Below are 26240 nucleotides of genomic sequence, written 5' to 3' on the forward strand. Positions count from 1 at the left end.
GTACAATTTGAATGAAAAATGATAAAGAAAGGAGGTGCGGGCTGCATGATTGCAGTGGCAGGGATGCATCAGAAACGCGGAGATGAAAAAGTTTATTTAAGGAGGAGACGTATGTCAAGAAGATTAAAAAACATAACGATAGTATTGGTGGCTGTTTCCATGCTCCTGTGTGCATGTTCTTCCGGAGGCGGTAAAGACAAAGAGGCGGGGCAGGCAGGAGAAAAGACGGAGAGCGGTGAGAAGAAGGATAAGATTACGGTCGGGGCTACGCTGAGCGACTTCACTATCAGCTTCCAGGCAGCCATGTATAATGAGCTGCTCGATGCGCAGAAAGAATACGATAATATTGAATTTATCCTTCAGGACGGAGCATCGGATTCGGCGCTGCAGGTCAACCAGATAGAAACCTTCATAACCCAGAAGGTGGACGCAATCCTCATCAATGCCGTGAGCGACGCTGTGGAACCGTCACTGAAGAAGGCGATGGAAGCAGGGATTCCGGTATTTGCGGTAAACAGGTCCATCTCCGATGAAAATGCGTACAGCTATTTTATCGGTGCCAACGACACGCTGAGCGGGGAGCAGATGGCTAACTGCCTGCTCGATATGATAGAAAAGGAAAAGATGGAAAGCTGCAATATCATCTATATCCAGGGCGTTATCGGTGCTACATACCAGACGCTGCGCCAGGGCGGATTTGACAGCATCATGGAAGAAAAAGGCTATGATATGGGAGTCAACATACTGGAAAGGATTCCGTGCAAGCACGACAAAGAGACGGTCATCAGCTCTGTTCAGAATATGCTGAACAAATACCCGGCAGGCGAGATAGACGCTATCGTCTGCGAAGGGCCGGACGACGCGGTAGGCGCGCTTCAGGCCGTACAGTCTGCAGGACGAACGGAACTGGTGGGCAAGATTGTCGGAATGGATATGCCAACGGAAGTGTGGGATGCAATCAAGGCTGATAAGATATACGGCACCGTTCTGCAAGATCCGGCAGAACAGTGTGAGGTAGGCATCAAGACGATAGAGACGTATTTCTTTGGAGATAAAGACTCTCTTACAGAGAAGTTCATCGAGACAGATCTGCCGATGGTCACGGCTGAGAATGTCAATGACGTGACACCGTCCTGGTAAGGGGCAGAAGGCTGCGGCATTCGGGGGGCTGATATGCCGCAGCCTTTTCAGAATATAGAAGACCATATTCTATAATTGGCTATTTATACAGAAAGGGCGTGGAACATACATGGGAATAGAAGAAGCAGAAAAAAAGAAAAGATTCAAAATGAAGCGGGAATATAATATGCTCCTTGTGCTCGTCGTTATGCTGGTTATATGTGCGTTCATATCACCGACATTCCGTACGGTTCAGAACCTGATCAACCTGCTCGGGCATAATGCAGTCTATGGGCTGCTGTCGGTGGGGATGGCCTTTGTCATCATAACAGGGGGCGTCGACTTGTCGGTCGGTTCTGTCTGTGCATTGTCAGGGGTACTGTCCGCCTATGCGTTCATAGACTATGGATTTATAGCAGGGGTGGCGGCAGGGCTGGCAATAGGTATCGCGTGTGGCCTCGTCAATGGTGTCCTTCAGACTGTGGTGGGGATGAATCACTTTGTAGCTACCCTCGGCATAATGACGATTGCCCGGGGTGCAGTATACATCATCACAAGCGGGTTCAACATATACGGCATACCGGAGGAATACGGCGTCGTGGGCATGGGATATCTAGGTCCTGTCCCGGTGGCGGGCATCATCTGGCTCGTCTGTGTCGTTGCAGCCTTCTTTGTGCTGAAGTATACGAGATTCGGACAGTATGTGTATGCCATTGGCGGCAATATGAATGCCGCGTGGCTGTCGGGAATCAACACCCGTCTCGTAAAGACGGTAGTGTATGTGGTGTGCGGCTTTTTCGCCGGCCTTGCAGGGGTCGTCCTGTCGTGCCGGACACTTCTGGCGGCGGCCAATGCCGCGGATACATATGAGCTTACAGCCATCTCGGCCTGTATCGTGGGAGGCCTGTCTCTGGACGGGGGGCGGGGCAATGTATGGGGATCTGTAGTAGGAGTGCTCATACTTGGACTTATCCTGAACATCATGCAGCTTACGAGCGTCTCTAGCTACTGGCAGGACGCGGTAAAGGGAATTATCATTATCGGTGCCGTGGCTGTGGACTGCATGTCTAAGCTTAAGAGAGACTGAGGTGGCATATGATGAGAGAAAATGTCTTGGAGATGAAACATATATCAAAGGATTTCAGCGGAGTTACCGTGCTGGAAGAGATAGACTTTACACTCAATAGGGGAGAGGTACATGCGCTCGTAGGCGCCAACGGTGCAGGCAAGTCCACGCTGATGAAGATTATCAACGGTATCTGGGTGAGGTACTCAGGCGAAGTATTCTTAAATGGCGAGAAAGTGCGGTTTAAAAATCCTGTCGACGCCGCGAAGCGGGGAATCGGCATGATACATCAGGAGCTGGATCTGACACCGAATCTGACCGTTGCGGAAAATATATATCTTGGCAGGGAGACGTGCCGCGGCCTCATGATGGACAAGAGGAAGATGACGGAAGAGGCGCAGCGGCTGCTGGATGAGCTTCAATTTGACGTAAAAGCAAGGGAAAAGGTGAGCAGCCTTCCGACAGCCAAGCAGCAGCTCGTGCTCATTGCCAGAACGGTCTCTATGGAGGCGAGCCTCATCATCATGGATGAGCCTACATCCTCTCTTTCAATCTCGGAGATAGACAACCTGTTCCGGGTAATCAAGGAGTTGAAAGACAGGGGAATCAGTATCATCTATATCTCTCATTTTCTGGAAGAGATCTTTAAGATAGCCGACCGGGTAACTGTATTGAGGAATGGCAGGCTCATCGGGACAAAAGCGGCAGGAAAGACAGATATAGGAGAAGTGATTTCCATGATGGTCGGCGAAAAGCACCAGCATGATAAGAAGTATATAAGGGAGCGGCCATCCGGGGAAGTCCGGCTGGAAGTGAGCCGGATGAGCCAGATGAGAGGGCAGGTGCGTGATATTGCGTTCAAGGTACACGAAGGAGAGATTCTCGGTATTGCGGGTGTCTTAGGTTCTGGCAGGACAGAGATCGGGAAGATGATATTTGGCGCCATGAAAAAGAAGCCGGGATATAAAATATACCTGAACGGGGAAGAATGCGGCATGAGAAGTCCGAAAGAGGCGGTGAACCACGGGATGGCATTCGTCTCAGAAAACCGGAAGACGGAGGGTCTCATCATGACGGCCTCCCTTCTGAGCAATATTGCCCTCGTGCCGCTGGCGAGGCAGAAAACTCCCTGGGTGAATCACCGGAGGCTGGAAAAGACGGCGGCTGACATGGGAAGCAGGATGAGCCTTAAGTATTCCTCTATGGGCCAGACGGCAGATTCTCTGTCTGGAGGAAACCAGCAGAAAATCGTGCTGAGCAAATGGCTGGCGACAGATATCAGCCTCCTCATACTGGACCAGCCGACGCGGGGCATCGATGTGGGGGCTAAGAATGAGATCTATGTGCTGGCAGATGAGCTTGCGAGGAAAGGCACGTCTATCATATACATCTCTGATGAGCTGGAGGAACTGTATAATCTCTGCGACCGTATCCTTGTCATTAAAAAAGGGCAGATTGTCGCAGACATGGACAACTATGACAGACAGGTTACGAAGGCAGAACTGTTTGAGAAGATGATAACAGACAGAGAAGGAGAAGCGGTGGATCTGCTGGACTGACGCGGGTGTGGAGAGATAGAGGAAAGACAGGAGGTTACGAAGATGAAAGGACTGAGGCTTAACGGAACGTGGAAACCTCGTGAAGGGTATGTTCCTACAAAGAGGGAAGAGGAGGACCAAAGGGCGCTGTGCGCAAAAAACATATGGTATGAACCGAGGCTGGAGGTGGTGGAGGCAGAAATGCCGGAGCCTGAAGATGATGAAGTGCTTATGGAAGTCGGAGCCTGTGGGATATGTGGTTCCGATACGTGCTTTGTAGATACGGACGAGGAAGGGTATCTGGACTATGTGGGGCATACCCGGCTTCCGGTTATATTTGGACATGAGTTTGCCGGAAAGGTAGTCAGGACGGGAAAGGACGTGACCCGGTTCCGGGAAGGGGACCTTGTGACAGCAGAGACGATGAACTGGTGTGGCAAGTGCATGCCGTGCAGAAAGGGTATGTTCAACCAGTGCGAGAATCTGGAGGAGATTGGTTTTTCCCTTGACGGAGGATTCGGGCAATATCTGACGGCAAAGGAAAAATACTGCCTCGATATCAACAAGTTCCGTGACATATACGGGAGCGAGGAGAAGGCGTTGGAAGCCGGAGCGCTCATTGAACCGACAGCAGTGGCGTATAACGGAATGTTCGTCCGCGCAGGTGGATTTCTCCCGGGAAGCTATGTGGCAGTATTCGGTGCCGGGCCGATAGGGCTCAGTGCCGTACAGCTTGCAAAAGCGGCCGGAGCCGCCAAAGTAATCGTATTGGAGTATTCGAAGCCGCGTCTTAAGCTGGCCGCAGAGGCCGGGGCTACAGATGTGTGCGATCTCGGAGCAATCGCGGGAGACGGAAGCAGCCCGGCGGAAGTCATGCGGGAACTGACAGAAGGAAGAGGAATACACATGGCGGTAGAGTGCACGGCGTTCTGTAATAAAAACATCCCCCAGATTCAGCAGGCGCTTGCAGTCGGGGGAAAGGTGGTACAGATTGGACATCATGCGGGCAGGACAGAGATACTTGGACAGTATTTTCAGAAGAGCGGCGCTTCTCTGTATGGGAGCAACGGAAGTTCAGGGCATGGGATATGGGAGAATGTGATACGCCTCGTTGCTTCAGGGCAGATAGACCCAAGCCGGATGATTGAGAGATGCTTTACACTGGATGAGGCCATAGAAGGGCTGCGAGAGGCAAAGACCGGCAGCGGCGGCAAATATCTCATAACACCGAACCGCTGATGGCAGGAAGAGAAGACGGAGGTATAAGAATATGAAAGCATTACAGGTAGATGGCACGTGGAAGCCGAAGCCAGGCTATGAGCCGACGGAAAGAGAGAAGCGTGACAGGCGCGCTGTCAGCGGTGACCGTATCTATTACCGGCCGGAGATCAGGTACGTGGACATACCGGTGCCGGAACCGGCAGATGACGAAGTGCTGATGAGAGTCGGGGGAGTCGGGGTATGCGGTTCTGATACGACATTTCTCGGAGAAGATGATCAGGGCTATTCCCGCTATGCAGGGCACTGTAAGCTTCCGTGCGTCATCGGTCACGAATTTGCAGGTGAGATTGTGAAGGTGGGCAAAGATGTCACCATGTTTCAAAAAGGAGACCTGGTGACGGCGGAAACGATGAACTGGTGCGGCGAATGCGAGGCGTGCCGCGCAGGGATGTACAACCAGTGCGAGAATCTGGAAGAGATAGGCTTTACGCTGGACGGCGGTTATGCGCAGTATCTGACTGCAAAGGAGAAATTCTGCTTTGATATCTCATCTCTCGTGGACATATACGGTTCCAGGGAGAAGGCACTGCATGTCGGGGCATTGATTGAGCCGCTGGCGGTGGCGTACAATGGGATATTCGTCAGAGGGGGAGGGTTCCGCCCGGGCAGCGATGTCGTGATATTCGGAGCGGGCCCTATCGGCTTGTCGGCTCTGGCGCTTGTGAAAGCGGCAGGCGCGGGCAGGATTATCGTTTTTGAAAAGTCAGCGCCAAGGATGGAGCTGGCGGAGCGTATGGGTGCCACATTCGTATATGATATTGGCAGGCTGGATGAGGAAGGCTCATGCGCCGGACGGAAAATACGAGAGCTGACTGAGGGCAAAGGCGCGGATGTCTTTATCGAGGCGACAGAATTCCAGCGCTATAATATACCGGAGATAGAGAAAGCACTCGCAGTCGGAGCGAAGATCATACAGACAGGCATCTCATCGAAACCGGTCGTGATGGACGTGGAGAGGCTTCAGATTGCAGGAGCTTCCTACTACGGGACGATAGGGAGCGCGGGGCATGGCATCTGGCAGGATGTCATCCGGCTTATTGCCGAGGGAAGGGTGGATCCTTCTGTATATATGAACCCGCGTATCTATGCGCTGGAGGAAGCGCTTGAAGCTATCCGGGACGCGGCAGAATGTACGGCCGGAAAGAATGTGGTAGACCCAAGTCTAAGTATTTGCGAAAAGAGGTAATAATGGAGAAATTAAAAGTAGGACTTATTGGTATCGGCTATATCGGATGTGCCCATGTCACGGCGATACGCCGCTGCAGCAACGCAGTTCTGTATGGTGTGGCAGATTCGAACAGAGAGCTGCTAGCCAGAAAGAAGGAAGAACTCGGATTAGAGCGGGTTTATGATGATGTAGAAGCGTTAATCAAAGACCCGGAGATAGATGTTATCCATGACTGTACACCGAACCATATGCATCTGGAGCTGAACAAGAAGATTATCCGGGCAGGAAAGCATATCTTCAGTGAGAAGCCGGTGGCGGCATCGGCAGAAGAATCCGCCGAACTGCTGGACGTGCTGAAAGGATATCCCGATACGGTTGCGGGGGTAAACCATAACTACCGCATGAATGTCATGGTCCAGGATATGAAGCACCGTGTGGCGGCAGGGGAGATTGGCGCCCCGAGGCTCGTCTACGGTTCCTATCTCCTCGACTGGCTCCTCTATGACACGGATTATGACTGGAGGCTGGAGAAAAAGTTCGCAGGGACGTCCCGCGCCGTGGCAGACATAGGCACGCACTGGATGGATACGGCCCAGACCGTCGTAGGTTCGAAGATAACAGAGGTATTTGCCAGTCTTGAAACTGCCCTTCCCGTGAGGAAAAGGCCGGTAAAAAATCCGGAGACTGGAACCGTAGCGTATGAAGAATATGAGATAGACACGGAAGATTACGGCGCAGTCTTTGCCCGTTTTGCAAACGGGGCGTTCGGCATGTTCCATGTAAGCCAGATTTCACCCGGGAAAAAATGTCATCTGGATCTGACGGTTGACGGAGCAAGCGCCTCCCTTCACTGGAATCAGGAGGAAGCGGACCGCCTGTGGGTTGGACACAGAGAGAGAGGGAATGAATACATATTCCGCGATCCTAAGATGCTGCCGGCTGAGGTGCTTCCCTATACTTATATGCCGGCCGGACATCCGGAGGGATGGAATGACGCTGTGTACAACAACATCCATGCTTTTTACAGCTATATCCAGGAAGGGAAAAAGCATGCACATGATACACCTGATTTTGCCACATTTGAAGAATGCCACTATCTGAACAGGCTTACGGAGGCGATTCTTAAGAGCAGCCGCACGAAGCAGTGGATCAGACTGGCAGAAGCATAAAGGAGGAGCACTCATGAAACTTGGATTGTGTACCGGAACATATTCAGACTTGTCTCTTGACGAGGTATGCCGGCTGGCTGTGGAGTACGGGTATGAGACGCTGGAGATAGAGACCTTTGAGAGGGCCAACCTCCACTTCGACATCCATACGATTTTTGACGGGGACAACGGGAAGAAATATAAGAAGAAAATAAAGGATTACGGCCTGGAGATAGCGTCCCTTGGCAACCATCCGGAGAGCCAGCTCGTGATGGGCCCGTATGGGAAAGACACCGATGACATCTATCACGGCACGAAGGAGGAGAAGATAAGGTTCGGCACGGAAGCCATCATCCGGGCTGCCCAGGCGGCCAATGAGCTGGAGATACCTGTCGTCGTCGGATTCACCGGATGTGAGAACTTCGGCCGCGTATGCCAGTGGCCGGACGCCGGGGCGTGGGAACGGGAAGAGGAGATATTTGCGCAGCGATGGGGGAAGATACTTGATAAATACGAGGAGTATGGGGTGAAATTTGCCCATGAGCCACATCCAAACGAGATGGTCTATGATATAGAGACAGCACAAAGAAGCGTAGAGCTGCTTGGAAGTCATAAGTCGTGGGGGTTCAACTTTGACCCTGCGAATATGATGATGTATGGCATCGATGTGGAAGCGTTCATCGACCTGCTCGGAGACCGTATCTATGGAGTACATGCCAAGGATGCCCAGATTGTAAGGCACAATGTAGGACGCTCCGGCTTGAACCCCCACGGGAACTACCGGAGGATTGACCGGGGGTTCCGTTTCCGCATACCAGGGTGGGGCGACGTGAACTGGGAAAATATAATTACAGAACTGGCGATGGTAGGTTATTTTGGAGCACTCAACTTTGAACACGAAGACATAACGATGAGCCGCACGGACGGGATGAAAAAGACGGCAGCATACCTGAAGCCGCTCTTGATAGAAGCCCCGTTTGAAGGGCGGAGTGACTTGAACTTCAGATTCTGACATGTAACATGAAAGGAGCAGACATATGGACAGGGAAGTAACAGCTGCGGTAGTCGGACTTGGGAGAATCGGCAGGACACATGCGGAGATTCTTACCAGACGTGTCTCCAATGTAACCGTAAAATATGTGGCAGACATATACCTGAATGATGAGATGAGAAAGTGGGCCGGCAAGCTTGGCATTGAAAATGTAGTGAAGGATCCGGATATCTGCTTTGCCGACATGGAGGTGGATGCGGTATATATCTGCACGAGTACGGATACACATTCCGAATATATCGTGAAGGCCGCAAGAGCAGGCAAGCACATCTTCTGCGAGAAGCCGCTCGATTCTGATCTTGCGCGGCTTGGCAGGGCGCTTAGGGAGGTGGTGGCAGCAGGAGTCCTGTTCCAGACCGGCTTCATGCGCCGGTTCGACAGGAACCACAGCAAGGCAAGACGGCTCATACAGTCCGGTGATTACGGTAAGGCTCAGATGATACGGATATCCTGCAGAGACACGAGGCAGAGCCCGTACGAATATCTTAAAGTATCCGGCGGCATATTCTTCGACATGATGATCCACGATTTTGACATGGTCAGATTCCTGTCAGGAAGCGATGCAGAGGAAATCTATGCGGCAGGAGGCGTATATGTGGATGAAAGACTTGCAGGGATACCGGATGTCGATACGGCCGCGGCAGTAATCCATATGAAGAATGGCATGATGGCGGTAATCGATAATGGGCGGCAGTGCTGGTACGGGCATGACCAGCGGTCGGAAATATTCTGTACCGATGGCACGATACAGGTGATGAACGAGAGGGAGGACACGGTAGTGGTGAAAAAGGGTGATGGTATCGTATATCCGAAACCGCCCGATTTTTTCATCGAGCGCTATTATGATGCATATATAGCCGAGAATCAGTCTTTTGCCGACAGCATCCTGTACGGCACACCTGTACCCGTGACGGCGTCTGACGGCGTGGAGCCAATCAGGATGGCCAAGGCCGCCCAGATGTCGCTGGAGCAGAGACGACCTGTGAAGCTTTGCGAGATTTCGGAATCTGAAAAGGCACGCCAAGGATGCACAGATAGTGAAACATAAGCTGGGAGAACGTGATTACAGAGCTGGCCATGGTAGGCTATTTTGGCTCCCTCAACTTTGAGCATGAAGACATCACGATGAGCCGCCTGGATGGAATAAGCAAGACCTCGGCCTACCTGAAGCCGATGCTCATCGGGGCGCCGTTTGAGGGAAGAGGTGACCTGAACTTCCGCTTTTGATAAGAGCGGGAGCAGCAAGAAGATAATATGGTAAATAATGGAAACTGAGGGTCTTTGTCCTTCTGGTATAATTTATATCAGAAGAACAAAGACCCTTGTCCTGTCATTTTATCGTGTTTTTCTTATATTCTCTCGGAGAACAGTGCATGTATTTGCGAAAGACCTCGGAATAATAGCTGGAGCCTGAGAATCCGACCTGGTTGGCAATCTCCGTAATCGTGCATGTATCGGATACGAGAAGAGAGAGGCTTTTCTGTATCCGGTATCGGAGCAGGTACTCAAATGGCGTCTGGTGCAGCGTCTTCTTGAAGATGCGGCAGAACTCGCTCTTGCTCGTATGGCAAGACTCTGCCATTTCGTCCAGCGTTATCGGTTCATTATAGTTGCTATGGATGAATATGATGGCATTCTTGAGACGTGATATCTGCTTGGCCTCAGACAGCCCCGCTCCTGCAGAACTCTCTTTCTGCCTGAACTCTTCATATAAGACGGCCCACAGCTCGCAGAGGCGGCTTTTGATATGCAGCTCATGACAGACAGGTCTGTCCGTGTAATAGGCAGCCATTTCCTTCATGACAGCCTGGAAGGTGGCATTTGCTTTCGTCCCCTCGTGGAAGACGCAGGAAGAGAAATTATCGGTGTTCAGCATAGGGAACGTGTAATTCGTATCAATCGCGCTCTTTTCGTAGCCGTATACGAGGGACGGATTAAAAGTGGATACGATATACCTGCAGTCGTTTTTCTCATACATGCATCCGGAGTGCAAGGCGTTGGAATTGACAAAGAGGCAGTCTCCTTTCACAAGGTGGTAGTGGTTCTGATTGACCTGGTAAGTCATCGTTCCTTCAAGAATGCACGCAATCTCAAGTTCCGGGTGCCAGTGGCAGTTGAAGCGTCCAAACTGATATGCGGATAAAGTCACATTGATCAGATAGAACGGAAAACCATAGTCGCCGTGGGGATTCAACTCTAACATGTTCTTATCGGTAATAATCTCACGAATCATAACATACCTCCAACTGCATAATATTGTTATTTTAAACAGGAATATAATTATAGAACAAAAAAACATTTGTTGGTACAATTATACTACAAAATAGAGGAAAATACAAATAAAACAGATAAAATATACAAAAATGTAATTGTATTAAGTTGAATTGTGGATATTGACACAAAAAAGCAACTTAAGAATATAGTTATAGAATAAGCAGTTTTGTTATAGATTATCTGTTTTATAGGTAAAGGTCACCTGTAAATTTAATAACAAAGGAGGAGATGAAAATGAAGAAGTTGAGGATTGGCTGCATCGGGGTTGGGCGCCTCGGGTACCAGCATGCGGAAAACGTAGCTTACCGGATTCCAAATGCAGAGCTGGCTGCTGTATGCGACATCAATATGGATCGTGCAGAAGAAGCGGCCAGACAGCTCGGTGCGGCAGAGTACTACGGAGATTACAACGAGATGCTGGAAAAGTCGGACATCGACGCGGTGATGATTACGAATACTTCAAGCGAGCACTGTGCCTGTATCAAAGCGGCATGTGCCGCCCACAAGCACATCTATTGTGAAAAGCCGACAGGACTTACGATAGAAGAGCTTGACGAGATTGACAAGGCTGTGGAGACGAATCCCGGCAGGACGATTCAGGTAGGATTTATGCGCCGTTTCGACCGTTCTTATCAGGACGCAAAGAGGAGGGTGGACAGCGGTGATATAGGAAAAATCATAAAGATTAGAAGCATCACGCGAGATCCGGCTTGCCAGAGAGAAGATTATGTCCGTTTTGGTCCTGGAGCCGGAGGGATGTTCTTTGACATGAGCGTACATGATTTTGACCTTGTACGCTGGTTTGCAGGAGGGGAAGTCAAATCCATGTATGCGATAGGTGGCATCTATGAATTTACAGAGTTTGAGGCGTTCAATGATATAGACAACTGTTCCGTGCTCATGCAGTTTGACAACGGTGTAATGGCCGAGGTAGAAGGGTCGAAACAAGGAGTGTGCGGATATGATGTATGGATGGAAATCGTAGGGACTAAGGGGACGTTGCTTGTGAATTCAGGTACGACTTCTTATGTGACGCAGAAGGATGAATACGGGATGAGGAACGAGTGCCAGCCGTGGTTCAGAGAGCGTTTTGAGGAAGCTTACCTGCGGGAGGTGGCCGCATTTGTGGACAAGGCTCTCACCGGGGAGGCGTCCGGGGTTGATACAGGCGATGCAAGGAAGGCTGTAGAGATGGCGTTCATGGCGCAGAAATCATATGATGATGGAAAGATTATGTGTGCTCAGCAGTAGAGTAGAAAGGGAAAAAGTATGAAAAAGAAAATAGTATCGATTATTTTAGTATTGACAATGATATTGAGCCTGGCAGCATGTGGAAGTAAAGAAAAGAAAGAAGACACAAAGGAAACAGGAGAGTCATCGGACAAATCCAAGAAGATAGCTTACTGCATCAACAGCTCCACGGACACTTTTGAGGTATATGTATATGAAGGAGCTAAAAAATATTGTGAGGAGAAGGGCATAGAGCTCGTGCTCGTGGACGGTGAAGACGACACAGCCACGCAGCTGAGCAAGATGGACTCCATATGTGAAAGTGGTGTGGACGGCGTTATTCTCGTCCCGGTTGATACGAACGGCGATGGATCGGAGTACAGGAAGATAGCAGACGAATACGAAGTTCCTCTCGTCTCGGCAGTGCGCCAGTGCCAGTCTGCCTGGGTCATGGTGTCGACAGACTCATCAGAAGCAGGAAAGATGCAGGGAGAATACATCGTAGAAAATTACGGAGAGAAACTGGATGTGGCGTTGCTCGTAGGTATACTCGGCTCAGAGGATATGACTAAGAGGACAGAATCTCTGAAGGGAGTGCTCTCAAAATATCCGGATATCAATATCGTGTTTGAAGACTGTGCCAACTGGAACAGAGACGAAGGTATGGCGATTGCCGAGAACTGGATACAGAGCAAGAAGAATATCGATGTCGTAGTGGCCAACAACGATGAGATGGCAATTGGAGTAGGTCTCGCACTGGAGGCATCGGATATGCTGGAAGATGTGGCGGTCATTGGCATCGACGCCCAGGAAAACGGCCTGGCTGCGATGGAAGACGGAATCTTGACAGCCTCTGTATTCCAGCCCGCAGGAGAACAGGGCAAGACTGCGGTAGAGACGGTCCTGGACTGCATCGACGGGAAATATACCGGAGAGAAGACGGAGTGGGTGCAGATTAATTTTGAAATGGTGACACAGGATAACTTTAAAGAATATATGCAATAGTGGCAGCATAAAAAGCGGACGGGCATGTTCATGTAGCTGACGATACGGCAGGGGATATGCCCGTCTGTCGGTAAGAAATACTGCCATTAAAAACGGAAAGAAATCGGTGGATGATATATGGATAAAAATAAATATATTCTTGAGATGAAGGAGATTACAAAAGAATTTCCGGGCGTGCTGGCTTTAGACAAAGTATCTCTGAAAGTAAGAGAAGGAGAGGTACATGCGCTGCTCGGAGAGAATGGTGCAGGTAAGTCGACACTGATGAAAGTGCTAATGTCAATCTATCCGCCAGATGCAGGTGAAGTCTACTTTATGAATGAGAAGCGAAGCGGCCATCTCTCGGTGAAGAAGGTGCTCGAGGACGGCATCTCGATGATACATCAGGAGCTGGCGGCAGTTCCGGAGATGACGATAGCGGATAATGTGTACATGAACCGTATGCCTCATAAGGGGGTGTTCGTCGATGAAAAGACGATGAACGAGGAGACGCTTAAGCTGTTTTGCTCCATCGGTCTTGAAATAGATCCGAAGTGGAAGATGAAGGAGCTGACGACGAGTTACGTACAGATGGTGGAGATTGCACGAGCCGTATCTGCAGGGGCGAAGCTCATCATTATGGATGAGCCTACATCTGCGATTACAGAACAAGAAGTAGATATGCTGTTTCAGGTTATCCGCAAGCTGAGAGAAGAAAAAAAGTCTATCATCTATATCACGCATAAGATGGATGAGATATTCCAGATAGCAGATACGGTCACTGTTCTGCGGGACGGTCAGAGTGTAGCCAGCAGCATACCGATAGGTGAGCTGGATTACCAGTCTTTGATTGGGCTTATGGTAGGGCGGGAAATTACACAGATGTTTCCGGAGAATACGGCAGTACCCGGAGAGGTCGCTATGAAGGTAGAACATCTTAGCAAAGCCGGAGAATTCCAGGACATTTCTTTTGAGGTACGAAGGGGAGAGATACTTGGAATCGCAGGGATGATGGGTGCCGGAAGATCCGAGCTGATGTCGGCTGTATTTGGGATAACGAAACCAGATTCGGGAGAGATTACCGTTCACGGCGAGAAACTCAGACAGGGAGATCCGAGAGAATCGATACGCAGAGGGATGGCTATGCTCACGGAAGACCGGAAAGGGACAGGCCTGTTCCTCGGTATGAGCATTACGGACAATATCGTAATGCCCAGCTTAAGACAGGTGAAGAAAGCTCTTTTCCTGTCCAGGAAAAGGATGGATGAGATAGCAGACGGGCAGGTCAAGTCACTGCTGATCAAGACAGCCGGACTGGGCGTCCAGTCGAAGAATCTGTCCGGAGGCAATCAACAGAAAGTGCTGCTCGGCAGATGGCTGTGCCGTCAGCCGGAGATATTGATTGTGGATGAGCCTACGCGTGGAATTGACGTAGGCGCAAAATATGAGATACATAAGATTCTGTGCGATCTGGCTAAGAGCGGCAAGGCAGTCATCATGATATCCTCTGAGATGCCCGAAGTCGTAGGCATCAGTTCCCGCGTTCTCGTCATATCAGGCGGCAGGATTACAGGTGAACTGACGGGGGATGAAATCAAGCAGGAGAATATTATGGAATATGCCGCAAAGCTGGAAAAAGAGCCGAAAGGAATGGTAAAAGATGAAGAACTTATCTAGAGGAATCACGGGACGAATCGGGAAATTCGGCACGCTGTTAGTCCTTTTGCTTATTATTGTCATACTGAGCATTGCGGAGCCTAACTTCCTGTCCCTCAAAAATTTTACAAATATAATGCGACAGGTATCTGTAACAGGTATTATCTCTTTTGGTATGACGATGGTCATCATAACCGGTGGAATTGATCTGTCACCTGGATCAACCCTCGCATTTGCCGGAATGGTGATAGCCATCTTCGCGAGTGCAGGTAACAACATAGCAGCCGCGCTGTCTGGTATCGGAATCGCCCTTCTGTGTGGTGTCATCAACGGAGGTGTCATCGCAGTGACAGGAATCCCGCCGTTTATCATGACACTCGGCATGCAGCTGATGGCGCGGGGAGCCGCTAATATCGTGACCGGAGGGTTTCCAATCACGAATCTGAACGATACTTTCAGACAGATAGGCGGAGGGAGTGTCGGAATCATACCGATACCGATTATCATATATGCCGTCCTGGCAGTCTTAAGCCATCTTATACTGGCCAAGACCGCCTTTGGAAAGTCCGTATATGCGATAGGAGGCAATAAAGAAGCTGCCCATCTGTGTGGCATCAATGTAAAGCTGATAACATTTTTAGTATATGCATATATGGGAATCATGACCGGTATCGCGGCAATCATCCTGACTTCCCGCGTCAATGCAGGCAATGCATCAGTAGGAGTCAATTATGAATTCGACGCCATTATTGCCACCGTTATCGGAGGTACGAGCCTGGCGGGAGGCATTGGTACTATCTTTGGATGTATCATCGGTGCGCTCGTCGTCGGATGCATAGACAGCGGTCTGACGATGCTTGGTGTATCTGCTTTCTATCAGCAGATATTCAAGGGGGCATTGATTATCGTATCTGTAATACTCGACACCTACCGCAGCAAGGCAGTCAAGATAAGGAAATAGTCTCTTATGTACGGCAGGTGACAGGATTGAATAATAGATGATTGGGGGAATTAGAACATGAAAGCATTACAAGCAGATGCACAGTGGAAACCAAGGGAAGGCTATAAGCCGACAGAAAGGGAGAGCAGGGACAGAAGAGCAAGCATGGGCAGCGATCTTTTCTACCATCCGTCACTTAAGCTCGTCGATATACCTGTGCCGGAACCAAAAGACGATGAAGTGCTCCTGAAAGTAGGCGGGGCGGCGGTATGCGGCTCTGACACGATGTTTCTCGGTGCGGATGAGGACGATTACCTGTATTACTGCGGGCACTGCAGGCTGCCGGTCGTAATCGGACATGAATTTTCCGGTGAAATCGTACGGGTAGGAACGAATGTCAAGAACTTCAAAGAAGGCGACCTCGTCGTGGCAGAGACGATGAACTGGTGCGGGGAATGTGCCGCATGCAGAGCAGGGCTCGTCAACCAGTGCGAGAATCTGGAAGAGATTGGGTTCACGCTGGACGGCGGATATGCGGAATATCTCGTTGCGAAGGAAAAATTCTGCTTCCACGTCGGCGATCTTGTATCTGTGTATGGAAGCAAAGAGCGGGCCCTGGAAGTGGCTGCCATGGTAGAGCCTACTGCTGTGGCCTATAACGGAATGTTCGTCCGGGGCGGCGGATTCCGCCCGGGAGGTAATGTCGCTGTCTTTGGGGCAGGGCCTATCGGTCTGTCGGCCACATCTCTTGCAAAGGCGGCAGGTGCGGCAAAGATCATCACTTTTGAAAAAGAACCATTACGTATGAAGCTGGCAAAGGAAGTGGGTGCGGATTACGTGTTCAATCCGGATGAGCTTTATGCCGCAGGTACAAGTCCGAGTGAAAAGGTGCTGGAGCTGACGGAAGGGATAGGAGTAGAGATGGCGGTGGAGGCGACCCACCATCAGGCAGAGACGATTCCTGAGATTGAACAGATGGTTGCGGTCGGCGGAACGATTGCACAGATTGGGATATCTCCGGTAAGAACTCCAATCATGTCCACATACCTCCAGAAGAAGGGTGTGAACTACCACTGCTCTATCGGAAGCTCCGGGCATGACATATGGCCCCATGTCATACGGCTCATTGCCAGCAGGCGTATCGATCCCGGCAAGTTCCTGACAAAGTGTTACAGCCTGGATGAGGCTATCGAGGCGATTGAGGCGGCAAAGAGACTGGAAGGCGGAAAATTTGTGATAACCCCTAACTGGTAATTAAGGAAAGAAAGAGAGGCTATATTATGTTGAATATTAAATACGGTGCACTGGATTTTGCGCTTCCGGGACAGCTCGTCGGTAATATCAGGCTTGCCCATGAGATGGGACTGGACGGATTGGAACTCGGCTTCCTGAGATATGAGGAGAGGGGCTTTATGCTCGGACAGAAATGGTTCAGAGACTATTATCTGGAAGAAGGAGAGAAGTATGGGATTGCATTTCCGTCTATGGCGGTGTGCGAGTTCGATTTCTGTGGGCTGAAGCATCCGACTACGACAGAAAAAGGAAAACGGGTGAGGGAAATCATCGATCTGGCCATTGACACGGCGTCATATATGAAGATGGAGATGGTCATGATGCCAAGCTTTTGTGACGGATATATTGAGACGGAGGAGGACATGCATGTCACCGCCGAAGCGCTCACCTATGCATGTAAGGAAGCGGCAAAGCACGGTATTACGATTGCGACGGAGAATCTGCTGACGATAGAAAAGAACCTGGAGCTGTTCGACAAGGTAGGACAGCCGAACTTTTCCTGCCTGTACGATTCGCAGAATTACCGTGTCTGGAAGAACTGGTCACAGCCGGAGATGTTAAGAAAGCTGGCGCGAAACAACATCCTCTATCCAGAGATACATGTCAAAGACGGTATCGGGCAAAGCGGAAGTTCCGCATATCTCGGAGAAGGGGATACTGACTTTGAAGGGACGATGGCGGTTCTTCACGAGATAGACTACAGCGGATGGCTTCACCTGGAGAATTTCTATGACAGGATGCCGCTGTGTGGAACGGCAGATACGTATATTGACGTGGCGAAGAAGGATCTGGAGATACTGAAGGAAGCGTGCAGATAAGCGGTGTTCATGCAAGGAGGGATACATAGTGAAAAAAGTAATGTTTGGTCTGTGCGAATGGAGCTCTCCTGTTCAGGGGCCGTATGTGTGCAGGTTTGCAAAGGATATGGGGCTTGACGGGGTAGAACTGGCACAGGGGGATTATGAGCGCAGTTTTCCCTTATCCAACCCGTATATCCAGGATATATATCTGGAAGAGGCGGCAAGGAACGGCATCGCGCTGACCGCCATTGCCGTAAACTGTCTGGATTATTATGGGATGACGAAGCCCGACGGTTCTATGCAGAAAAAGGCAGCTGTGCTGGCTATCGAAAAAGCGGTGGAGGCGGCAAAGAGGATGAGACTCCCCCTCGTACAGATACCGGCGTTCGGAGAGAGTGCCATTCATTCGGAAGAAGATTTCAGAAGTGTGGCGGCCTGTCTTGCATATGCCTGCCGCCTGGCTGCGGAGGATGGAATCACGGTGGCTTCTGAAAATGCCCTGTCTGTGGAGGAAGACTTAAGGCTGCTCGAAGAAGTGGCATGCCCGAACCTGAAGATATATATGGATACACAGAATCCATATATCAACAAAGGATATTCTGCTCCAGAGATGATATATGCCCTTGGAGACAAGATCTGCGAAGTGCATGTAAAGGATGGTAAAGAAGGAGAACTGAGCGCAGCCTTACTCGGACAGGGTGTGACTTCCTTCTATGAGTCGGTAGAAGCGCTCTGTGATATCGGCTATACCGGTTACGTTCACCTTGAGAACTTTTATGAACGGCAGCCGATGAACCATTGCGATAAAGATGCAGTAGAGCTGCTCAGAAAGGATATCGCGATACTGAAAGAATCATTCCGGGAGTATAACGGTGATACGTAGGATAGGAGGGGGAAGAGTTGGGAACCGGGCAGAAAGAAACACTATGTGAGATGAAGCAGATTACCAAATGTTTCGATAAAGTGACAGCGATAAAAGATATTGATTTTGAAATCTACGCTGGAGAGGTTCACGCGCTGATGGGAGAAAACGGTGCCGGGAAAAGTACACTGATGAAGATTTTATATGGATATTACAGCAGGACATCCGGAGACGTAAAGGTATCGGGAAAGGAAGTGCACTTTAACTCTACCCACGATGCAGAGGCGGCAGGGATAGGTATGGTACCGCAGGAGATTGACCTGTTTCCAGAGCTGACCGTGACGGAGAATCTCTTTGTCGGAAGGAAGCGGCCGAGAAAAAGATGGGGCGGTTTTGACACCGGGAAGATGCAGGAAGAGGCAAGAGAGGTATTTGAAAAGCTCGATGTCAATCTGGATGTGGCCTCTCAGGTAAAACATCTTTCCGTGGCAAACTGTCAGATGATAGAGATTGCCAGAGCGCTCATCCGGCAGGCCAAGGTCATCATCTTTGATGAACCGACCGCCTCTCTGACCGACCGGGAAACCGAGCGTCTTTTTAAAGTGATCCAGGAGTTGAAAGAGGCGGGAGTGGGCGTTGTGTATATCTCCCACCGGCTGGAAGAAATCTTTCGTATCTGTGACAGAATCACGGTGCTTCGGGACGGAAGATGGGTCGCCTCAGATGTAATCTCTGAATTCAGCCAGGACAAGCTGGTGAAGCTGATGGTAGGCCGCCCGCTGTCGCAGCTCTTCACAAGAGGAGTGAGCAGGATAGGAAATACTGTGCTGTCTGTCGAAGGGTTATCGTCAGATGGAAGGTTTTCCGATGTCAGCTTTGAGATACGCGAAGGCGAAGTGGTAGGCATGGCCGGACTCATAGGGGCCGGGCGCAGTGAGATTGGACAGGCACTGTTCGGGGTGCTTCCGGTGGCCTCCGGAGTCGTAAAGATACACGGGAAAGAAGTGCATATCAAGTCGCCCGAGGACGCGATGAGGAAAAAGATCGTCTATCTGCCGGAAGAGCGGAGATCTCAGGGGCTGATTCTGCCGATGAGCATCGGGAGCAACATCTCTCTGGCATCGCTTGGCAGCCTGACAAGATACGGTTTCGTCAACTTTAAGAAAGAAAAAGAGATATCAGACAGATATATCCATACCTTAAGCATACGCGGCGCGTCTGTCGATAAACCGGTAAGCCAGCTCTCAGGAGGCAATCAGCAGAAAGTCGTAGTGTCCAAGATAATGGTGAGAGAGCCGGAGATACTCATACTGGATGAGCCTACGAGGGGCATCGATATCGGCGCAAAATCAGAGATATACAAATTGATTGATGAACTGGCAGGCCAGGGCAAAGCTATTCTGCTCATATCATCAGAGCTTCCGGAAGTGCTGTCCATGTCGGACCGTATTCTTGTCATGCATGAAGGAAAGCTGACCGGAGAGTTTGACAAAGAGGAGGCCACACAGGAGAAGATAGGTCTGGCCGCTTCCGGAGTGGCTGACGGCAGACAGATTGATACGGATTAAATGAGGGAGGAATGGAGACTATGGAAAAGAAAAAAAGTATAAACGCCACAGTTATAAGGCTGCTCCTTCGTCCGTCGACACCGTCGCTTGTATTCTCTATTATTTTGCTTATGGCCTTTTCTGCGGCTGCCAGCGGCTTTATGACTTTTGACAATATTCAGGCGATACTCGTACAGACTGTGGTCATCGGCATTATGGCGATCGCCCTTAATTTTGTCATATTGCTCGGAGAGATTGATATATCGGTCGGATCGCAGCTCGCCGTCTGTGCCTATGCATTCGGCTATGTCGTTACCTGGACGGATTCGCTGCTTCTCGGTCTTCTGGCGGCTATGGCCGGAGGGGGGATACTCGGGCTGATCAACGGCCTGCTCGTTGCGAAGCTGAACCTGTCGTCGTTTATCGTGACACTGGCCACACAGAACGTGCTGCGGGGGATACTGCTTGTGTATGCAGGCGGCGGGGCGATGAACCTGACGGCGGAGCACCGGGCGCTTGGCATCGGTACATTTCTTGGGATCAATAATTCCGTATACGTATTTCTCCTCGTGTTTGCCGTCTGTGCCGTATTGAGCAGGCACACGACATGGGGGAGGGACGTATATGCAATCGGCGGGAACAGAGGGGCGGCCGGGATGGCAGGACTCCCCGTTGCCAGTACATATATAAGAGCTTACATGCTGCTCGGAATATGCTGCGGACTCACAGGGGGAATCTTCCTCTGTCAGATCGGGCAGCTTCAGGCGGCGATAGCAAATGGTTACGAGATGCGTGTCATTGCGGCGGTGGCAATTGGGGGAACATCCATGGCAGGGGGAAGAGGCTCTGCGCTGTCGCCTCTTGTCGGGTCGATACTGATTGGCATCATATTGAACGGCATGTCGGTGATGGCAGTGCCTTCAACATTCGAGTCACTTGTATTGGGAGCGATTATACTATTAGCTGTTGCAGTAGACGCAGCGCGGCATAAGGTGGTGGATAAGCATTATGAATAAATTTCAGACATTTATAAGAAAAGAACCGGCTCGTATCTGCATGCTTTTGCTCATTATCGTCGTGGAATGTGTCGTATTTTCAAGCACCGGATATTTTTTTACGGCCAGCAACATCTTTGATGCACTCAGGGCATCGGTAGAAATCGGGCTGGCGGCGCTTGGAATGACTTTCGTCATTATGACGACGGGAATCGATCTGTCTGTCGGTTCGCTGCTGGCGCTCGTCTCGGTGACGATTGGCTTCACGTATCAGGCGGGGTGCCCCTTCTTCCTTTCCTTGATATTAGGAATTGTGGTAGGCATTGCGGGGGGAGCTTTTAATGGGGTGCTCATCGTATATGGAAAGCTGCATCCGTTTGTAGTGACGCTTGGAACGTTCTCTTTCTACAGGGGAATCGCCTATGCAGCCACAGACGCCGGCGCGGTATCTGTGTTCCCTGATGCCTATGCCTACGCAGGAAGAGCATATATACTGGGAGTCGTTCCGATTCAGGTCGTCGTGTTTATCGTACTGACGATACTCGTCTGGATACTGAGCAAGAAGACGCCGTTTGGGACATATGTCACTGCCATGGGATATAACGAAGAGGCAGCGAAATTTTCAGGTGTGCAGGTCAGAAAATTTAAAATGCTCGTATACATACTGATAGGATTCCTCGTAGCAGTGGCAGCCATTATCTATACATCAAGGGTGTCCACGGCAAGAGGAAATGCGGCAATCGGCATGGAGCTGAATGTGATTGCAGCCGTCGTCCTTGGAGGGACGGATATAAAAGGCGGAAAGGGAACGATTATCGGAACCTTTCTGGGGGTTGTCATATTGGCATTCCTGAAAAATGGTCTGGCTATGCTGTCCATCCGGGGCGATTGGGCCTTGTGTGTGACAGGCGTCGTCCTTCTGCTCGGTATCTTATTGAACCGTGCGTTGGAAGTCAGACAAGAGTAAGAACTATACTGCTGCCGGCAGTATAAATAAACAGAAAAAAAGGAGAAGATATTATGAGAAAAAGAATGTTATCAGCCGTATTAGCGGCAATGCTGCTCGTCTGTGGTATCGCTGGATGTACGACGAAGAAAGCAGAGGATACGTCCAAGGACGCGAAAGACGGCACAAAAGGTGAAGAGAAGGTGACGATTGGGATGTGCCCGAAGTTCACGAGCGACCCATATATGGTAGCAGCCGGAGAAGGGGCGCAGGAGGCCTGCGACGAGCTCGGATATACGCTCGACTTTAACGGGCCGGTCAACGCAGATATCGCGGCACAGTCCGATATCATCGACCAGTGGACGCAGAAGAAATATACCGCCATCACCATATCGGCCAATGATGCGGATGCGCTTTCCCCTGCTATGAAAGCAGCTATGGATGCAGGCATCTATACTTCAGCATGGGATGCAGACGTGAATGCAGATTCCAGAGAATTATTCCTGAATCAGGTCACATTTGAAGGCATGGGCAAGACGATGGTGGACATGATGGTAGAGGAAGCAGGCGATTCCGGTGATTTTCTCGTAGTGACCGCTGTGCTTACGGCCCCGAACCAGAACGCATGGATTGAAGAGATGAAGAAATACATGGAAGCCAACTATCCTGACATGAGGATTGCAGATATCCTGGCCGGTGATGAGGATCTTGCAAAAAGCAGGGACGTCACGCTAAACTACTTGAGAAGCCATCCGGACACGAAAGGTGTCTTTGCCGTGACCGGTATGGCAAGCCCTGGAGTATGCGAGGCGATTGAACAGCTTGACCTTGTAGGGACAGTTGCCGTTACGGGACTTGGCGTTCCAAGCCTTATCAAAGACTACTTAAAGAAGGGAACAATCAAGCAATGCTGCCTGTGGAGCCCGTATGACATCGGTTACGGGGCGATGTACCTGGCTAAGACACAGATAGACGGGAAAGTAGATAAGGCAAAGGAGCAGGGGTATATCGAGGCGGGAAGACTTGGAAAGCTTGAGATAATAGACAAGGATAAAGGCATCGTACTGCTGGGAGAACCGCTCATATTTACGAAGGATAATGTAGATGACTATAATTTCTGATTGTGTGGCATGAGGAACTGGAAAGAAGGGAAAAGGATGCAGAAATCAATAAACTTTGCGCTCGTAGGACACATGTTCATGGGAAGGGCACACAGCCACGCGCTCAATGATGTCACTATGTTCATGAAAGATCTGGGCATACGGCCGGTACTGAAGACGATATGCGGGGTCGGAGCAGGTCTGGAGGATACGAGGGAACGATTCCACTGGGAAAAGAGTGAGACAGACTGGCACAAGGTGGTCACGGATCCGGAAATTGATGTAGTCAGTATCGCAGTTCCTGGTTTTCTCCACAAAGAGATTGCTGTGGAGGCAGCCAGAAATGGAAAACATATCTTGAGCGAAAAGCCGCTCGCCCGCAATTATGAGGAAGCGTATGAGATGTATGAGGCCGCCAGGGACAATCACGTCCTGAATATGGTGAATTTCAACTACCGGAGGATTCCGGCGGTGGCGCTGGCAAAGCAGTTGATTGAAGAAGGGCAGCTTGGACAGATAGTAAGCTACAAGGGCTTCTACCAGCAGGACTGGGCATTGTTCGGCGCACCGATGTCCTGGAGATATAAGAGCGAGATGGTCGGCAAGGGGCCGCTGGAAATGGGCATACATATCACTGATATGGCAAGATGGCTTGTGGGCGAAATCGATGAAGTCGTATCTGTCATGAAGACAGTCGTAAAGGAACGGCAGACGGCAGACGGCAGCAAGGAGGCGGTTACCAATGATGACAACACCGTATGGCTGGCCAGGTTCAAAGATGGCTTCATGGGTATGTTCGAGGCATCGAGGGCTCATATGGGAAGAAAGAACTTCCAGTGGTTCGAGATAAACGGAACGAAAGGTTCTCTGCGCTTTGAACTGGAGAGGATGAATGAATTAAATGTATATCTGAGTAATGACTGCGAAGACCGCAGAGGATTCCGGAATATCATCGTGACAGAGGAGATGCATCAATACATGAAGAACTGGTGGCCGGCCGGACATATGCTCGGATGGGAACATACGGTGCTGCATCAATATTATGAATTTCTCAAGGCGTTCGAGGAAGGAAGCATGCCAAGCCCCAGCTTTGAGGATGGGATGAAAGCGCAGAAGGTGCTGGATGCCGTAGTCAAATCCGCAGAGGAGAACAGATGGGTCTCTGTAGACGAGATAGGAAGATGATGCATACCGGACATGAGAGAGAAGGAGGGTAAAATATGCACTTATCATTAATGACAGACAGTCTCGGTAAACTTACTTTTGAAGAGATGCTCGATACGGCCTCGATGCTCGGAGTCGAAACGCTGGAGATTCCGACAGGCGGATATTCCAACGCGCCTCATATGGATATCGACAGGCTGCTGGAAAGCAAAGAGGCAAGAGAGAGCTACATGAGGGCAATAGAGAGCAGAGGGCTGAAGCTGGAAGTGCTCAACTGCAACGGGAATCAGCTGTCCCCGGATGCCCAGGGAGAAAAGGACGCGCTGCTCGTAGAGAAGACGTTCCGGCTTGCAGAACTGCTGGGAGTGGAGAAGATAGCGATGATGTCCGGGCTGCCGGGCGGGGGGCCGGAGGCAAAGTACTCCAACTGGGTTATCTGCTGCTGGCCGCCTGTCATGCTGGAGATGCTCGATTACCAGTGGAATGAGGTCGGGATACCATACTGGGAAAAGACAGCAAGGCTTGCAGAAAGCCACGGAATCAAAAAGATTGCGTTGGAGGTCCATCCGACACAGATAGTCTATAACGTGCCGACTTTGCTGAGGCTGAGGAATGCGATAGGACCAATCATCGGTGCCAATCTGGACCCAAGCCATCTGTTTTTCATGGGGATGGATCCGATAGAGGCGGCGAAGGCACTCGGGGCGGAACAGGCCATCCACCATGTTCATGCGAAGGACACGCATATCGAAAAAGATGTCAAGGATCTGAACGGCTGCCATGAGACGGCGGCTTATCTGAGCAATCCGGCGTTTGAACGTTCCTGGACGTACTGTGCGCTGGGATACGGGCATGACGTGTTCTGGTGGAAGCGTTATCTCATGACGCTGCTGCAGTTTGGCTATGACGGGCCATTGAGTCTGGAGATTGAAGACGTTGTCATGCCAAGCGTCATCGCGACAGCCAAGTCGGCAGATTTGCTGAAAGAGGCCATGCCGCACGATTATACGAGAGATTTCCCACAGCATCTGCTGGAAATCAAAGGGCTGGGGTTTGATATCTGACAGATGATACGGGCCGTGGCAATAACATAGTATAGAAAGGCTTTCTGGCCGGCCATATTGTATCCTTTCTGAACGTGACAGTTTTGCAAAGGGTATAATATGGCTTTTTATATTTTTATATAATAATAGGTTGACTTTTTTATATTTATATATAATAATTTACATAGGAAGCTTATGTTGATTGATATTGTCAGGCAGTATCTATTTTCGAGAGGAGGGATGCCGATGGAGATTCGGTTGTTAAGGGAGCGGAAGAAAGAGCTGGGGCTGACGAATGAGCAGCTGGCACGGATGTCGGGAGTCTCGCTTGGAACGGTCAACAAGATATTCAGCGGTGCTACCAGATCCCCACAGAATGACACGATGAATGCGCTCTCGGCTGCTCTTGGTCTGGACTTTGACCGTTACCGTCCCAGTGCGCGGGCAGATATGATATGTGAGCCGGTACCAGCTTATGACGCATTAAAGCGAAATGGCACATACACCGAGGAGGATTATTACAACCTTCCGGATGACGTAAGAGCTGAGCTTCTGGACGGCTACCTTATCTTCATGGAGGCGCCTACCGTACGGCACCAGGAGATTGTCGGGGAATTGTATTATTACATCCGTCATCATATCAAAGGGCGGGGAGGCCCCTGCAAAGTGCTTCTCGCACCGGTAGATGTCAGGATTGACAATGACGACGGGACGATGCTGCAGCCAGATCTTGTTGTCGTCTGCGACAGAGATAAAAGTGATGGCAGAAGAATCAATGGAGCGCCCGATCTGGTGGCGGAGGTCGTATCGCCGGGCAGCCGAAAGAGGGACTATCTCGTCAAGCTGAACAAATACTGGACTTCCGGGGTGAGGGAATACTGGGTAGTCGACCCGGACAATGAGTCGGTTACGGTATATGAATTTGGTGACAGGGAAGAGAATTTCCACATTCAGACGTATTCTTTCCGGGATAATGTACCTGTCGGAATATTTGACGGCCTGTCCATTGATTTTTCTGTTTTTGATGTTTAATTT

General features: G+C 50.3%; 24 protein-coding genes. 23 read left to right on the forward strand and 1 reads right to left on the reverse strand.

What is annotated here, in order from left to right; all coding sequences use genetic code 11:
- The first annotated feature begins 111 nt into the window (after window positions 1–111).
- The 9 genes from HMPREF0980_RS12815 (at window position 112) to HMPREF0980_RS18690 (ending at window position 9598) form a co-directional block, all read left to right on the forward strand.
- A complete protein-coding gene (locus HMPREF0980_RS12815; protein WP_198146268.1) occupies window positions 112–1140 on the forward strand; it encodes a sugar ABC transporter substrate-binding protein in 1029 nt (342 codons plus the stop codon).
- 109 nt (window positions 1141–1249) lie between these two features.
- Window positions 1250–2206 (forward strand): ABC transporter permease, encoded by a 957-nt coding sequence (locus HMPREF0980_RS12820; protein WP_242847404.1) that lies wholly within the window; start codon window positions 1250–1252, stop codon window positions 2204–2206.
- Between the two features lie 8 nt (window positions 2207–2214).
- On the forward strand, window positions 2215–3744 hold the full coding sequence (locus HMPREF0980_RS12825) for a sugar ABC transporter ATP-binding protein (protein ID WP_242847405.1): 1530 nt from the start codon (window positions 2215–2217) through the stop codon (window positions 3742–3744).
- Between the two features lie 42 nt (window positions 3745–3786).
- Window positions 3787–4962, forward strand: coding sequence for a scyllo-inosose 3-dehydrogenase (gene iolM / locus HMPREF0980_RS12830; RefSeq protein ID WP_049729488.1), 1176 nt, complete (start codon window positions 3787–3789; stop codon window positions 4960–4962).
- A gap of 31 nt (window positions 4963–4993) precedes the next feature.
- A complete protein-coding gene (gene iolM, locus HMPREF0980_RS12835) occupies window positions 4994–6190 on the forward strand; it encodes a scyllo-inosose 3-dehydrogenase (protein ID WP_049729489.1) in 1197 nt (398 codons plus the stop codon).
- Between the two features lie 2 nt (window positions 6191–6192).
- A complete protein-coding gene (locus HMPREF0980_RS12840; RefSeq protein ID WP_049729490.1) occupies window positions 6193–7341 on the forward strand; it encodes a Gfo/Idh/MocA family protein in 1149 nt (382 codons plus the stop codon).
- Window positions 7342–7354: 13 nt separating this feature from the next.
- Window positions 7355–8332: a sugar phosphate isomerase/epimerase family protein gene (locus HMPREF0980_RS12845; protein WP_049729491.1), complete on the forward strand. Its 978-nt coding sequence runs from the start codon at window positions 7355–7357 to the stop codon at window positions 8330–8332.
- A 25-nt stretch (window positions 8333–8357) separates the two neighbouring features.
- Complete coding sequence (gene iolG / locus HMPREF0980_RS12850; protein WP_049729492.1) at window positions 8358–9419, forward strand: inositol 2-dehydrogenase; 1062 nt, start codon at window positions 8358–8360, stop codon at window positions 9417–9419.
- A gap of 11 nt (window positions 9420–9430) precedes the next feature.
- A complete protein-coding gene (locus HMPREF0980_RS18690) occupies window positions 9431–9598 on the forward strand; it encodes a hypothetical protein (protein WP_084002769.1) in 168 nt (55 codons plus the stop codon).
- Between the two features lie 103 nt (window positions 9599–9701).
- Here the strand turns inward: HMPREF0980_RS18690 and HMPREF0980_RS12855 are convergent, their stop codons facing one another.
- Window positions 9702–10604: an AraC family transcriptional regulator gene (locus HMPREF0980_RS12855; RefSeq protein WP_049729493.1), complete on the reverse strand. Its 903-nt coding sequence runs from the start codon at window positions 10602–10604 to the stop codon at window positions 9702–9704.
- A gap of 275 nt (window positions 10605–10879) precedes the next feature.
- On the opposite strand from HMPREF0980_RS12855, the gene HMPREF0980_RS12860 reads away from it, so the two are divergent.
- The 14 genes from HMPREF0980_RS12860 (at window position 10880) to HMPREF0980_RS12925 (ending at window position 26237) form a co-directional block, all read left to right on the forward strand.
- Complete coding sequence (locus HMPREF0980_RS12860; RefSeq protein ID WP_049729494.1) at window positions 10880–11896, forward strand: Gfo/Idh/MocA family protein; 1017 nt, start codon at window positions 10880–10882, stop codon at window positions 11894–11896.
- 18 nt (window positions 11897–11914) lie between these two features.
- A complete protein-coding gene (locus HMPREF0980_RS12865) occupies window positions 11915–12880 on the forward strand; it encodes a sugar ABC transporter substrate-binding protein (RefSeq protein ID WP_049729495.1) in 966 nt (321 codons plus the stop codon).
- Between the two features lie 117 nt (window positions 12881–12997).
- Window positions 12998–14536 carry a sugar ABC transporter ATP-binding protein gene (locus tag HMPREF0980_RS12870; RefSeq protein WP_049729496.1) on the forward strand — a complete coding sequence of 513 codons (1539 nt, stop codon included), beginning with the start codon at window positions 12998–13000 and terminating at the stop codon, window positions 14534–14536.
- A complete protein-coding gene (locus HMPREF0980_RS12875) occupies window positions 14520–15476 on the forward strand; it encodes an ABC transporter permease (protein ID WP_049729497.1) in 957 nt (318 codons plus the stop codon). Before HMPREF0980_RS12870 ends, HMPREF0980_RS12875 begins: the two co-directional genes overlap by 17 nt.
- Before the next feature lie 57 nt (window positions 15477–15533).
- Complete coding sequence (iolM, locus tag HMPREF0980_RS12880; RefSeq protein ID WP_049729498.1) at window positions 15534–16709, forward strand: scyllo-inosose 3-dehydrogenase; 1176 nt, start codon at window positions 15534–15536, stop codon at window positions 16707–16709.
- A 26-nt stretch (window positions 16710–16735) separates the two neighbouring features.
- On the forward strand, window positions 16736–17566 hold the full coding sequence (locus HMPREF0980_RS12885) for a sugar phosphate isomerase/epimerase family protein (protein WP_049729499.1): 831 nt from the start codon (window positions 16736–16738) through the stop codon (window positions 17564–17566).
- Between the two features lie 28 nt (window positions 17567–17594).
- On the forward strand, window positions 17595–18431 hold the full coding sequence (locus HMPREF0980_RS12890; protein ID WP_049729500.1) for a sugar phosphate isomerase/epimerase family protein: 837 nt from the start codon (window positions 17595–17597) through the stop codon (window positions 18429–18431).
- 17 nt (window positions 18432–18448) lie between these two features.
- Window positions 18449–19978, forward strand: coding sequence for a sugar ABC transporter ATP-binding protein (locus HMPREF0980_RS12895; RefSeq protein WP_242847406.1), 1530 nt, complete (start codon window positions 18449–18451; stop codon window positions 19976–19978).
- 20 nt (window positions 19979–19998) lie between these two features.
- Window positions 19999–20973, forward strand: coding sequence for an ABC transporter permease (locus tag HMPREF0980_RS12900; protein WP_049729501.1), 975 nt, complete (start codon window positions 19999–20001; stop codon window positions 20971–20973).
- Window positions 20966–21919: an ABC transporter permease gene (locus tag HMPREF0980_RS12905; RefSeq protein WP_049729502.1), complete on the forward strand. Its 954-nt coding sequence runs from the start codon at window positions 20966–20968 to the stop codon at window positions 21917–21919. Before HMPREF0980_RS12900 ends, HMPREF0980_RS12905 begins: the two co-directional genes overlap by 8 nt.
- 53 nt (window positions 21920–21972) lie before the next feature.
- Window positions 21973–23019: an autoinducer 2 ABC transporter substrate-binding protein gene (locus HMPREF0980_RS12910; protein WP_049729503.1), complete on the forward strand. Its 1047-nt coding sequence runs from the start codon at window positions 21973–21975 to the stop codon at window positions 23017–23019.
- 36 nt (window positions 23020–23055) lie between these two features.
- Window positions 23056–24183, forward strand: coding sequence for a Gfo/Idh/MocA family protein (locus tag HMPREF0980_RS12915; RefSeq protein ID WP_049729504.1), 1128 nt, complete (start codon window positions 23056–23058; stop codon window positions 24181–24183).
- Between the two features lie 35 nt (window positions 24184–24218).
- Window positions 24219–25226 carry a sugar phosphate isomerase/epimerase family protein gene (locus HMPREF0980_RS12920; RefSeq protein ID WP_049729505.1) on the forward strand — a complete coding sequence of 336 codons (1008 nt, stop codon included), beginning with the start codon at window positions 24219–24221 and terminating at the stop codon, window positions 25224–25226.
- Between the two features lie 225 nt (window positions 25227–25451).
- On the forward strand, window positions 25452–26237 hold the full coding sequence (locus HMPREF0980_RS12925; protein ID WP_084002777.1) for a Uma2 family endonuclease: 786 nt from the start codon (window positions 25452–25454) through the stop codon (window positions 26235–26237).
- Window positions 26238–26240 lie beyond the last annotated feature (3 nt).

Source organism: Dorea sp. D27 (genome assembly GCF_001185345.1).
In the GTDB taxonomy this organism is placed as follows: Bacteria; Bacillota; Clostridia; order Lachnospirales; family Lachnospiraceae; genus Extibacter.